Origin of the sequence: Staphylococcus sp. HMSC65H10 (assembly GCF_001839185.1) — a bacterium.
GTDB lineage: Bacteria > Bacillota > Bacilli > Staphylococcales > Staphylococcaceae > Staphylococcus > Staphylococcus simulans.
In genome coordinates, this window is the sequence record NZ_KV840310.1 from 41,769 (window position 1) to 54,437 (window position 12,669).

Here is a 12,669-nt window from a genome sequence, read left to right on the forward strand (position 1 = left end):
CTTCTTCTCTAAGGTAGATGAATCATCGCAATATCTATAAGATGATGAAGTTTTTAGAATAGATTTCACACAATTGATTATAGTATTATTAAACATAGACACTTGATATATGGTCGGAATCTTCAATGATATTGAAGAAAGATATATGAAGTATATACAACAAAGAAAGAGGTGACGCTGTGGAAATTATTGAAGGTCTTTTGGTCTTTATAGCAGCAATTATTTTAAGTTCATTAATCCATTCATTATTTCTCCCTAAAGTACCACTAGCGTTTATCCAAATCATTTTAGGAGCGCTGATCTTTTTAACACCAATTCCGGTAAACTTTAGATTTGATACAGAAGTTTTTATGGTTGCGTTGATCGCACCTTTACTATTCATTGAAGGTGTTAATGTATCGCGTGTGAGTTTGAAGCGCTACATAAAACCAGTAATGATGATGGCGTTAGGTTTAGTATTTACAACAGTCATAGGGGTAGGGTTCTTTATTCATTGGGTATGGCCAAGCTTACCCATGCCAGCCGGCTTTGCGTTAGCTGCTGTTTTATGTCCGACAGATGCGGTAGCTGTGTCGGCAATTACGAAAGGGAAAATTCTACCAAAAGGTTCTATGACAATCTTAGAAGGGGAGTCATTGTTAAATGATGCGGCAGGTATCATTTCATTCAAAATTGCTGTCGCAGCACTGATTACAGGCGCATTTTCTATTACGGATGCGATTGGTCAGTTCTTAATTACTTCAATCGGCGGTTTAGTTATTGGTCTGATTGTCGGTATTATCTTAGTTCGTTTACGTATTGTATTGGCACGTAAAGGTGTAGAAAGCAATAATATGTTTGTATTCATTCAGTTATTGACACCATTTGTGTCATATCTTGCGGCAGAAGTCTTCCATGCTTCAGGTATTATCGCGGCAGTGATTTCAGGACTGGTTCATGGTTTTGAGCGTGATCGGATTAATCAAATCAGTAACCAGTTGAAATTGAGTTATACACAAACATGGAACTTATTGAGTTATGTATTAAATGGCTTTGTATTCGTAATTTTAGGCTATATTGTACCTGAAACTGTTAAAAACATTATTAAAACAGAGCCGCAGAACCTAGTCTTCTTACTTGGAATTACAGGTTTGATTGCCTTAGCGGTATATGTATTTCGTTTCTTATGGGTGTATGTTTTATATCCGTATTTCTACTTACCGGTCAGTCCATTCCAACGCGCAATGAATGATGGTGAGAATAAAGAACAAGGAGAAACGAAACCTAAACGTAGTAAATACGCGATGATTATGACTTTATGCGGAGTACATGGAACGATTTCATTAGCCATTGCTTTGACGTTTCCTTATATGCTTGGAGAACATACATCATTTGTTTATCGTAATGACCTACTCTTTATTTCTGCAGGTATGGTGGTATTAAGTTTGGTAATTGCTCAAGTTTTATTACCGTTAATTACACCAGTCATGAAGAAGGTCGAAGTGGAAGGTATGAGTTTCAGAGAAGCTCGTATCTATATTCTTGAACAGACAATTGACTACTTAAGAAGACATGCGACGCCTGAAACTTCATTCAATTATGGTAATGTCATCAAAATCTATCATGATCGTATTGCTTTTATGAAAGTGATTGACGATGATGATGAAAACTCTAGAGAACTTGAACGCTTACAAGGGATTGCGATTGATACAGAGACAGAAACATTAAACGAGCTCGTGAAAGAAGTCAGAATTACACAAAGTGATTTTGATAACTATATGCGCTATGCCGAACGTACACAAGTGTATCGTCAAGCTTCATTGATTCGCAGAATTATTATGCGCATCAAAGTAGCCATTTTAAGACGTCGTGTGCGTGTACAAACAAACGCATCTTCCTCATTAGATGTGCAGCAGAACTTAAAAGAAATTTCGAATATTATGCGTATCGTTCACTACAATGTAGTCAAACGATTAACAAAAGAAGCTAATGCTGATAACAAATTAGAAATCGGCACAATTTGTGATAGTTATTTAATGCGTTCAGATAATCTGACAGCGGCTAATATCTTCTCAAATAAAACGGGTCATCGTAATAATGTAGCTAGAATCAAGCTCAATGCTTTACGTGAACAACGACATATTTTGAATGAATTGGTCGAAGATGAAGAAATCAGTGAAAAAACAGCTTTAAAATTACGTGAAGCGATTAACTATGATGAAATGGTCTTAGTGGACCGTTTAACATAATTATAAATAGAGCACAGCCTGCATAACAAACAGACTGTGCTTTTTCATATAGTAAGATAAAAGGAAGAACTATTATAAATTGTTAGATAGTTGAGAATTGTTAACTTTTATCTATTTAACAATTGATAAATCTTGTAAAAGAAAGGTTTAATCGGTTTAATAAAGTCGCCGACATATTCTTCAACATGGGCATTAAAGCCTTCTTTGAATTTTTGAACACCGAAATCTTCAGCATCTTCACTGAAATCTCCTGTAATACCGTAAAAATTATAGCGATCAATACCTTTATTTTTCGCAAATTGAATCATTTCCCATTGGAGTCTGTACGCACCCATATAGGCATTGTATTTAGGGTTTGAACCGCTGGATAGGTAGTAAACTTCATGAGGGTTATAGATATAGTAAGCTGCAGCTAAGTCTAATACAGGTCCATCTGTTTCTATCAATTTTTTCGTTTCAGTAATTTTTCGTTCTTGTGCTGCTAATTGCTTTTGGTATTGCGCATATTTATTTTTGTTTTTCTTAGAATTAGGGTTTTCTTTTAATGCCGCTTGAACATTTTCAATATCTGTATTTAACTCAGCGACTTTCGCATTTTGTGCCTCTAATAATTCTTCTAAATCGATGTAAGCCAGCTTTAACATACTGTTATCAGCGTATGTTTTCTGCATTCTTTCAAAATAACTTTGATCTCTGAATTTGAAGCCGTGTTTTTCTTCAGCCATTTTAAATAATTTAAAAAATCGATCTGTTTCATCAATTGATAAATCACGGACTTTCACCTGCATTTCATAGGTTTTCTTAATATTACGGCGTGTTTGATAATCCATTTCTTTTAACAATTGTTTTTCATCTTTGTTTTCTAGGTTTAAGACAGACAACCATCTGATCTGACTTGTTTGAGAATAACCTGTAGTAAACCCTTGATGACGGTAATCTAATAAATTCATCACATTCATAAAAGTTTCGTTATCATAAGATTTAAGGATTTCTCCGTCACAACTTCGAATATTTTCTAACAGGTAAGGATCAGTTAAAACATATAAGCAGTTATGCTTTTTTAGATATGTCGTTAAATTTTCATAAAAAAATCTGACTAACTCATGGTCTTTAAAGTTCATGACTGGACCGCGATGTGTATAGAAATATTTAAAGAACTTTAAACAACGTGCCTCAGTCAGTAAACAAGCAGCTAATACTTCACCTGTTTCATTTTTTACGCCGACTAAATGTACATTATTTTGATGCTCATTTTGATAATTGAAGTGTGAGGATGATTGGGTGTAATGTGATGCATTTTCATTAACAAAATTTTCAAATTCTTGAATGTTTAACTTAGAAAAATTCAAAAAAAGACCTACTTTCATATAGAGTTTTTTAACATTGATTAGATATACACAAAAAAATCGATTGATTAAGTAACCGCAATTGTTAACTTATCAACCGATATCAATATTGTTTAAAACTAAGCGGAGGGAGAAGGATTCGAACCAACGCAAGCACTGACGTGCTCCTAATTAATAAATAAATATTAACCCCCTTAAACCAGACTTGGGTATCCCTCCATGAATAACTAAATTAATCATAACTTTAGTTTTTCTAAAAGTAAAGGAAAATTATAAATATTTTGTAGATAAACAATTGAAGATATTTAAAGAAATATAATAAATGACTAAATTTTTGTTGTTTATATTTAAAAGGGTAAAGATGTGATCTTGTGATGAAAGATTGAGTGAATTAAACACAAAAAAAGCGACAGCTCTTGAGGGGAACTGTCGCTTCGAAAATCGATGTCATCGCAAGCACCGATTTTCTTAAAGTGGTGTGTGGTCCAGTGGGAGGAAAGACCACAGCTTATTTATGTTTAGGATAGATTATTTATGGATTAGCGGAAATGGAATGGACATACTAGGAGGTCTTTTTCCGCTAATTGAAAGGATAAATTGTTTACTTCATGCTTTGATGAACGGTTTCAATGTTAGATTCCATCATTTTGTAGTAGGAATCTCCTTTACTGCCTTTTTTGCCAATAGAGTCTGTGTAGACTTCTCCTGAAATTGGAACGCCTGTTTCTTCACTCAAGCTCTTCATGCTTTTATGATCGACACTTGTTTCGACTAATAGATTTTTCAAGTTGTGATCTTTAACGAATTTAATTGCTTGTTTCATTTGTTCAGGTGTTCCTTGTTTTTCAGTGTTAATTTCCCAAATATAGCCGGGAGTGATGCTATATTGTTTTGAGAAATATTTAAATGCGCCTTCACTTGTGATCATAGCGCGTTGATCTTTAGGAATGTCATCGAACTTGTCGTGACTGTCTTTATTTAATTTTTCAAGCTTGTTGATATAAGCATCACCTCGTTTTTCGTAGTCTGCTTTGTGTGCTTTATCATGATTGATTGCAGCTTGCTGAATTGTTTTTACATATTTGATGCCGTTCTCTAGACTTAACCAAGCGTGAGGATCTTGTTTTGTCTCATCGCCTTCAGCACCGTTCAGGTAAATTGGTTTTACATCTTTAGAAACGCGTACGACACTATCATCTTTAGTTGTTTTGCCAGCTTGGTCTAAAGCATTTTTAAACCAACCATTACCTGTTTCCAGATTCAATCCGTTATAAAGGATGATATCTGCGTCTGTTAAGGCTTTGATGTCTTTAGGTTTGACCTCATATTCATGAGGATCTTGGCCGATAGGAACTATGCTATGTATATCCGCATGGTCCCCGACTACGTTGTCGGCCATGTCATATAGTATTGAATTGGTTGTGACGATTTTAAGTTTATGATTATCAGAGGCTGTTGAGTTTGAATCTTTGCCTCCGCCGCATGCTGCTAACAGTAATAACATGATAGCTAATAATGGTACTAATTTTTTCATGATGTAACTCCTTTTTTGATTTTGAGAGTCAATTTAGAATAGATAAATGTACCGACATAAATAGCAAACGCACACAAGACAATTGTTGCACCACTAGGGATGTTATAAATGTAGCTGAAATACATACCGATTATTGAACTGATTACACTGATCAGACTGGCTACAATCATCATAGACCATAATTTCTTGGTGATGAGAAAAGCTGCTGAAGCGGGTGTAATCAACAGTGCAACAACGAGTATAATACCCACAGTTTGAATGCTTGCAACTGTCACAAGTGACAAGAGCAGCATCACAAAGTAGTGGATGGCTGTTGTGTTTAAACCGCTCATTCTACTAAAGGTTGAATCGAAAGTAGAAATCATTAATGGGCGGTAAAAAATGATGATAAGCAAGAGTACTATTATGCTGACCACAATCGTCGACCAGTATGCACTATTGGTAATCGCTAGCAAATTACCGAATAGAATATGATACAAGTTCGTCGTACTATTGATCAAGCTGATAATAATAACTCCGGTAGCTAAGAATGCTGTGAAGCTGATGCCGATGGCTGCGTCTTGTTTAGTTTTACTTCGTTCAGAAATAAAACCGATGAATAGACTGGCTAGCATTCCAGTAACTAAAGCTCCGACAAACATCGGAATTTTGAAGAGGAATGATAGTGCAACCCCTGGCAATACAGCATGGCTCATCGCATCACCCATGAGTGACAACCCTCTTAAAACAATCAGGCTGCCGACTGTTCCGCACACAATGCCGACACAAATGGCAATAATCAGAGCGCGGTTTAAAAATTGATATTGTGTGAGTTGTTGTATAAATTCGTACATAAATTTGACTCTCTTTCTAATTCTTTAATGGCGCTGTGGTTGATTCATGAATGTCTCGTTTAATCGTTCTGTGGTCATTGCTTCTTCGCTTGGTCCGAAATAACGTAAAGTTTGATTGAGCAGAATGACACGATCGAAATAAGTAGTTGCTTTTGATAGATCATGATGCACGATTAAAATTAATTTGCCTTCGGCCTTTAAGCCTTCTATTTTACGCATAATTAATTGTTCACTCGTAAAATCAATTCCTACAAAAGGTTCGTCTAATAAGTAAAGTTCGCTCGTCGACATCAAGGCGCGTGCAACTAATACACGTTGCAGCTGTCCACCGCTTAATTGAGAAATTTGGCGTTTACGTAAATGTGTTAATTCCATTTCTTCTAATAATTGAGTTAAGCGTTGTTTAATTTGTGCAGAAGGGCGTTTAAACCACCCAATCTCTTTATAAGCGCCTGATAGTACGACGTTTTCAACATCAATTGGAAAATCTAAATCTAAGTAGGCTTTTTGCGGTATGTATGTGATGTTCTTAAGTTGTGATTCGACTGATTGATTGTTCAACAATTGGACACCTTGTGATTTAAACTCTCCGATTAACGCTTTGATTAATGAGGATTTTCCTGCACCGTTCGGACCCATAATACCGATAATTTCACCGTGAACAGGAATAGACAAGTTGATGTTTCGCAAGACATGCTTATTGCCTAAATACAAATCCAAATTCTCAATTTCTAACAATATCACACCTCCTAAAAGATTTTTTAGGGCAACCTAATTTATTTCATCATAAGACATGAATTTTCGCGTGTCAAGTCTTTTCGTGATACAATAAAGTGAATCTGGATGGAAGGAACGGTGACAAGATGTTAACGGAAGAAAAAGAAGATTACCTCAAAGCGATTTTGAATAATGGCGGCGCAACTTCATTCGTTACAAATAAAAAACTTTCTCAATACTTAAATATTAAACCCCCATCCGTGAGTGAGATGGTCAATCGTTTAGAAAAAGCGGGCTATGTAACTACCAAACCTTATAAGGGTGTCAAATTATCCGAAGAAGGTTTCAACCATACATTAGAAATTATTAAGCGTCATCGCTTATTAGAACTTTTCTTAATCGAGATATTGAAATACAACTGGGAAGAAGTGCACCAAGAAGCAGAAGTGCTTGAACATAGAGTGTCTGATTTGTTTGTCGAACGTTTAGACTCATTGTTGAATTATCCGACGACATGCCCACATGGTGGTATCATCCCAAGAGATGGTAAATTTGAAGAAATTTACAATGAATCCTTAAAAACATTCCAAGCAGGAGATCAAATCGTGATTCGTCGTGTACGAGACCGTACGAAATTATTAATTTATCTTTCTAGTAAATTTATTTCAATCGGGGATGCGGTGACGGTGATATCTCGTGATGATACTAACGAAGTTATTGCTATTCAAAAAGGGGATGACCCATTAATTATTTTAAGTTATGAAAACGCGGCACATATTTTTGGGGAATTAGCGGACGTATAAATAGAATAGGAATCAGAGTGGTTCATCATTGGCGTAATCTATTTAGGTTACGTCTTTTTTGTCGTTCTAATTAATGAGATGTATATCATTCTTTGTACCTATGGATAATTCAAAAAATCGTCATATAATAATAAAAAAGATAAAAGAGGTATAAGGATGAAGGAGAATACAGCACATCAATCAGAAAAAATAGTGTTAGTTGTCAGCTTACTGATCTTTTTGTTTATAATGATTGGGAATTATTTAAAGTTAGATTTTTTACGATATATGGATCAAACGACATTACGATGGTTTATTCAAACGTTTGGTGAACCGAAAATGCAGTTTGGTCATGGCTTTCTTAATGATTATATGAATGCACTGGCTACATATGGAGATGTTTTAACCTTTGTAGTGATGTCTATTGTCATTGCGATTATTTTATTATTCAAGCGTTACTATGTATTAAGTTTATGGTTGTTAAGCACAGTGGCTTCAGGAGGTATCTTAGGAATTATTTTTAAGGATGTCATTCATCGTCATCGTCCGTATGACCATTTGTTAGCAGACACAGGTTTTTCTTTTCCAAGCGGGCATTCATTATCTAGTACGCTGATTGTGATCATTATATTTGCGGTGTTTTTACCGAAAGTGAAACATCGTGCAATTCAAGTGACAATTGCTGGTTTGCTTTCAGTGTTATGGGCAAGTATTTTATTTTCAAGAATGTACTTTCACGCACACTTTTTAACTGATGTGATAGGCGGTGTCTCTTTAGGTATCGTTTGGGTAATGGGTGCTATATTGATATATCGCTTGTTATTAACGAAGTTGCCTCAAATCAATTTACTGCGAAAAGGTAAGATGTTTTATATAAAATAGTAAAATAAAGAAGCTTTGCGGTGTCGCAAAGCTTCTTTTGTTCATCTATTCATCTCTATTAAATTTGTTTGCCCCAAATATTTAAGTCTAAGCGTTGATTATCGATGTGTGCGATTTGCGGCATTTCTCCCCAAAGAACGTAGCCTTGTTTTTCAAATAATTTATTACATGGTATGTTTTGTGCGAAAACATAGCCAGTTAAGAAGCGAATCCCTAACGCTTTGGCTTCTTGTTCTAGACGTTGCATCACTTTAGTACCAATACCTTTCCCACTAATCTGTTGATCCAAATAGATACTAACTTCTGCAGTTTCATCATAAGCAGGTCTGCCGTAAAAGTAATTCAGACTTGCAAAACCAATTGGGCGCATTTCTTCATCGTATACTGTAAACAAAGGACGCATGGCATCGTGTTTATCAAAGACGTGTGCCATTTCTTGTTCTGTCATTTCATCAATATCTGCTGTGATGTTACGTGCAGCGATGGCTTGATTATAAACTTTTGTAAATAAAGATAAATCGACTTGTGTTGCTGGACGAAGCTTTACCATTTTTATCACCTTAATTCTGTAAAAGTAGAATAGTGATAATAGCGTACACGATATAAACGTTAAAGGCAATCCATAACAAACTGAAAATTACGACAGGGATGCCGGTTAATTGACGTAAAGCTAAACCATCCCAGTCGATGACATGTTTCGTAAAAGTCAAAGTAATAATCGTCCAAGTCGATTGTAGCAACTCTCCGAACAGCACACCTAAAATAAAGTGGTAAATCAATGATAAGATAATGACAATGAATTCAGGTTGACCGTTTTGTACTAAACCATAAATCATGACTCCTAGTAAGAGCGTGAGTAAAATAGGGATACCTTTTCTAGAAGTAATCAGCACAAAATAAATAAAGATACCTAGATAGCTGAATACGAAGAGTGAAGGATAATGATAATAACCTGCAAAGAGTCCGACTGCCAACATCAACGGAGGCATCACATAACCGCCAAGTGTCGTAATTATCATCGTCACTCTACTTCTAGCTCTGGTGACCGCAAAGCCTTGTCGCGAGGTCTGTATACGTTCTCTAGGAGAAGTAACAATCACTAAATCCTCGGTATGACCGCCACTGATTTTGTTAAATAGAATATGACCGAATTCATGTGTCAGTACCGGAATGTAATTTAATATAATGTCTAGAATCGCAAAACTTGGTTTATGACGATTGCGATGCACAAATAGATAAGCAATAGCGATTAATACTACCCAATATAAATGGAGTGTCATAGAAGTGCTTAGAATATCTTTAATCAACTGCATAATTTAACCTCTTCTTGAATTAGAAAAAGTTGAGATACATGACCTCAACTTATGATTTATCTTCATTGTATGAATTTTTAGCATTTACGTCTTGCGTCTTCGGACCTATTTTAATCATTCGGCACATCTTTGATGTAACGTGCTGGATTACCTGCGACAACTTGATTTGCGGGTACATCTTTAGTGACGACGCTGCCTGCGCCGACAACAACATTATCGCCAATGGTAATACCTGGCAAAATAATCGCACCTGCGCCGATCCAAACATGATTACCGATTGTTATAGGGTAGCCTAACTCTAGTCCAGCGGCACGTGTTTTAGGATTTAAAGGGTGAGTTGCGGTAATCAACTGAACGTTCGGACCTAAGAGTACGTGATTGCCAATCGTAATTTTTGCGACATCTAACATCGTCGCATTAAAGTTCGCATAGAAATGGTCTCCGATTGTAATGTTATAACCGTAGTCAAAATGGATGTCTGGTTCGATGAAAACTTCTTCGCCGCAAGCACCTACACTTTGGCGGAATAAATGCATACGTTCTTTAATAGAAAAGGCATTGTTGATTGCTTTTGTTGCGTGGCGTGCTTTATGACGTTCCTTTACTAACTCAGGATCTCTTGAGTCATAGAGCTGACCGCTCAACATTTTGTCTTTTTCACTTGTCATAGTATCTAACCTCTTTGATTCTCATAATAAATTCAGATTACCACTTATAGTGAGGAATGCAATCAATTCAACTGGCGTGTATAATAAGATGAAATGAACTTTTATTAATCAGAGGTGCAAGTTAGGAGTTTGAAGCGATGAGTATTCAACATAAGCATAAACAGAATAAAGTAGATATTTTGTCTGTTCAATTTGATAACGTCACAATGGACGAGATGAAAGAAGCGGTCATGCATTTTAGAGAAACAGATACAACTGATAACATGTTTGTTGTGACTGCAAATCCTGAAATTGTAGATTACGCATTAGATGATCGAAGTTATTATAATTTAATCAGTGAAGCAGATTATATCATTCCAGATGGATCAGGGATTATTCAAGCAGGCAGAATATTAGGTACCCCGTTAAAAGAACGTGTGCCAGGTATCGAATTTATGGCAAAGTGTTTAGAAATTGCTGAGCGTTATCATCAGCGTGTCTTCTTATTAGGTGCATCTGAAGCTGTAGTCGCAAAAGCCAAACAAGAGCTACAACATCGATATCCTCATGTGACTTTCGATGCACATCACGGTTATATTGATTTAAAAGATGAACAAGTGGTTCGTAAAGTAAGTAAATTTAATCCAGATTATGTTTTTGTCGGTATGGGTTATCCTAAACAAGAACAATGGATTAAACAACACCGTCATCGCCTTCAACATACATTACTGATGGGTGTCGGCGGATCCATTGAGATTTATAGCGGTACAAAAAAGCGTGCACCTCTATTCTTCCGTAAAACGAATCTTGAATGGTTTTACCGCTTAATTACAGACTGGAAACGTATGGCAAGAATGCGCAGATTACCTAGATTTGTATCCAAAGTTTTCCGTAAACGTTTGAAGCGTAAATAATATTTAAATGAGCCTTCTCTAACAATACAGGAAAGTTAGAGCAGGCTTTTTTATGAACAAAATATGATATCTACATAATGTGTATTGAATATTTAGAAAAATAAAGTAATATTGTATCATTCACATATGAAGTGTCTTGATAAGCATGATTGAGACATGATTTGTGACAATCATTTCTTTAAGAGCATAAACAACAAACATCAAGAGGTGACAACATGAAAAAGGGATTCTATTATTGATTTTCGATTTAGTTTCGACCTTTGGTTCGGAAATCTTTTTCTTTGCTTGTTCGTTTTATATTTTAAGAGAAACAAGCAATGGTGCATTATACGGTTTTGTTATAGGTATGATGGCTGTAGTTCAAATTGTGTTAGGTCCAATTATGGGGAACCTAGCCGATTATAAAAGTAATCGAAAGATGATCTTCATTGCGCAATTATTAAGCGTGCTATCCATCACTGTGTTTTTAGTGGGGTATCAAAATCATTTATGGGCACTGGTTATTTTAATGATGATGCTTACTGCGACTGATGTGCCAGTAGGTTTAATCATTGAATCTAATTTAGCGAAGATAACAGGGGAGCAATTAGAGCGCTTTGTGTCTTTAAGGAATATTGTAATTATGGCCACATCATTCTTAGCGCCAGTAATCGGCGGTATTGTGGTAGGATTCCTTTCTATTGAACAAATGGGATATGTGATTTTAGTGACTGAATCACTCGCCATGTTGACGATAGCATTTATACCTTTAAACAGACATGTGGAAAAAGAGAACCAAGCTTTCATCAATAATTTCAAAAAAGGTTTTCACTACATATGGGCTAAAAAGGATTTAGCGACGATGGTGGTTTATTTGGCAGTGATTAATATTATTTTGTATGCGATACCGATTGGCATTTCAATGTTAGCCATTCAAAAGATGCATGTATCTTCAAGTGCATTTGGATGGATAGAGGCTTCTTTAACAATCAGCATGGCGTTAGGCAGTATCATTCTTGCGATTTTCCCGCCTAAACAAAATTTACGTTTATATTTAATTGGATCGAGCTACACGATTGCGATGATTTTCTTTGCGTTGGCATTGATTACGATGATGGCAATGGGAAATTTAGCTGGGGTGTTAGCGTTAATTGGCGTTTATATTGTATTAGGTTTCAGCGCACAATACAGTAATATTCCACTTCAAATCTACTTCCAAAAACGTATCGAGGAAAGTTATAAAGCAAGGGTCTTCTCTGTCAGCTTTGCGCTCAGTCAATTCACCAAACCTTTAAGTATTATGTTCTTCAGCTTTATTCTTGGTTTCAATTACACGCTTGTATTTCTGATTACAGGATTAGTTTTCGTCATGATAGTAGTTGTATTTACTAAAATTGTCCCTAAAGATGTGTTTGATAAAGGTATCAACACGTCATCAGAAGAAGGAGTATAATAGAGATAAATATAAGCAGAGGAGTGACATGCGTGGCAAGA

12 protein-coding genes and 1 pseudogene are annotated in these 12,669 nt (G+C 35.8%); 5 read left to right on the forward strand and 8 right to left on the reverse strand.

Going from position 1 to position 12,669, the window contains the following annotated elements; genetic code table 11:
• The first annotated feature begins 179 nt into the window (after nucleotides 1–179).
• The gene (locus HMPREF3270_RS01630) at nucleotides 180–2,228 is read left to right on the forward strand and encodes a cation:proton antiporter (protein WP_070848329.1); all 2,049 of its coding nucleotides are present in this window, start codon (nucleotides 180–182) and stop codon (nucleotides 2,226–2,228) included.
• Nucleotides 2,229–2,335: 107 nt separating this feature from the next.
• Here HMPREF3270_RS01630 and lif read toward each other — a convergent pair whose 3' ends face one another.
• From lif to HMPREF3270_RS01650, 5 genes and pseudogenes are all read right to left on the reverse strand, one after another.
• Nucleotides 2,336–3,577 (reverse strand): lysostaphin resistance FemAB family serine transferase Lif, encoded by a 1,242-nt coding sequence (lif, locus tag HMPREF3270_RS01635; RefSeq protein WP_141763117.1) that lies wholly within the window; start codon nucleotides 3,575–3,577, stop codon nucleotides 2,336–2,338.
• A gap of 121 nt (nucleotides 3,578–3,698) precedes the next feature.
• Nucleotides 3,699–3,793 (reverse strand): annotated as a pseudogene (locus tag HMPREF3270_RS13875).
• A gap of 382 nt (nucleotides 3,794–4,175) precedes the next feature.
• Complete coding sequence (mntC, locus tag HMPREF3270_RS01640; protein ID WP_002481407.1) at nucleotides 4,176–5,108, reverse strand: manganese ABC transporter substrate-binding lipoprotein MntC; 933 nt, start codon at nucleotides 5,106–5,108, stop codon at nucleotides 4,176–4,178.
• Nucleotides 5,105–5,941, reverse strand: coding sequence for a metal ABC transporter permease (locus tag HMPREF3270_RS01645; protein ID WP_070848327.1), 837 nt, complete (start codon nucleotides 5,939–5,941; stop codon nucleotides 5,105–5,107). The genes mntC and HMPREF3270_RS01645 overlap by 4 nt, the downstream gene beginning before the upstream one ends.
• A gap of 24 nt (nucleotides 5,942–5,965) precedes the next feature.
• Complete coding sequence (locus tag HMPREF3270_RS01650) at nucleotides 5,966–6,679, reverse strand: metal ABC transporter ATP-binding protein (protein WP_070848326.1); 714 nt, start codon at nucleotides 6,677–6,679, stop codon at nucleotides 5,966–5,968.
• Nucleotides 6,680–6,804: 125 nt separating this feature from the next.
• Between HMPREF3270_RS01650 and HMPREF3270_RS01655 the strand changes: the two genes are divergently transcribed.
• Together HMPREF3270_RS01655 and HMPREF3270_RS01660 are read left to right on the forward strand one after the other, a co-directional pair.
• Nucleotides 6,805–7,461, forward strand: coding sequence for a metal-dependent transcriptional regulator (locus HMPREF3270_RS01655; protein WP_002481410.1), 657 nt, complete (start codon nucleotides 6,805–6,807; stop codon nucleotides 7,459–7,461).
• Nucleotides 7,462–7,617: 156 nt separating this feature from the next.
• Nucleotides 7,618–8,322 (forward strand): phosphatase PAP2 family protein, encoded by a 705-nt coding sequence (locus HMPREF3270_RS01660; protein WP_023015454.1) that lies wholly within the window; start codon nucleotides 7,618–7,620, stop codon nucleotides 8,320–8,322.
• Nucleotides 8,323–8,380: 58 nt separating this feature from the next.
• Here HMPREF3270_RS01660 and HMPREF3270_RS01665 read toward each other — a convergent pair whose 3' ends face one another.
• From HMPREF3270_RS01665 to HMPREF3270_RS01675, 3 genes are all read right to left on the reverse strand, one after another.
• Entirely contained in the window at nucleotides 8,381–8,872 is a 492-nt protein-coding gene (locus HMPREF3270_RS01665; RefSeq protein ID WP_002481412.1) for a GNAT family N-acetyltransferase, read from the reverse strand.
• Nucleotides 8,873–8,882: 10 nt separating this feature from the next.
• Nucleotides 8,883–9,635, reverse strand: a complete 753-nt coding sequence (locus tag HMPREF3270_RS01670) for a M50 family metallopeptidase (protein ID WP_070848325.1) — start codon at nucleotides 9,633–9,635, stop codon at nucleotides 8,883–8,885.
• A 110-nt stretch (nucleotides 9,636–9,745) separates the two neighbouring features.
• Nucleotides 9,746–10,303, reverse strand: coding sequence for a sugar O-acetyltransferase (locus HMPREF3270_RS01675; protein WP_023015453.1), 558 nt, complete (start codon nucleotides 10,301–10,303; stop codon nucleotides 9,746–9,748).
• Nucleotides 10,304–10,440: 137 nt separating this feature from the next.
• Between HMPREF3270_RS01675 and tarA the strand changes: the two genes are divergently transcribed.
• Nucleotides 10,441–11,196 carry an N-acetylglucosaminyldiphosphoundecaprenol N-acetyl-beta-D-mannosaminyltransferase TarA gene (tarA, locus tag HMPREF3270_RS01680; RefSeq protein ID WP_070848324.1) on the forward strand — a complete coding sequence of 252 codons (756 nt, stop codon included), beginning with the start codon at nucleotides 10,441–10,443 and terminating at the stop codon, nucleotides 11,194–11,196.
• Between the two features lie 235 nt (nucleotides 11,197–11,431).
• Complete coding sequence (locus HMPREF3270_RS01685) at nucleotides 11,432–12,628, forward strand: MFS transporter (protein WP_070848323.1); 1,197 nt, start codon at nucleotides 11,432–11,434, stop codon at nucleotides 12,626–12,628.
• Nucleotides 12,629–12,669: the final 41 nt, after the last annotated feature.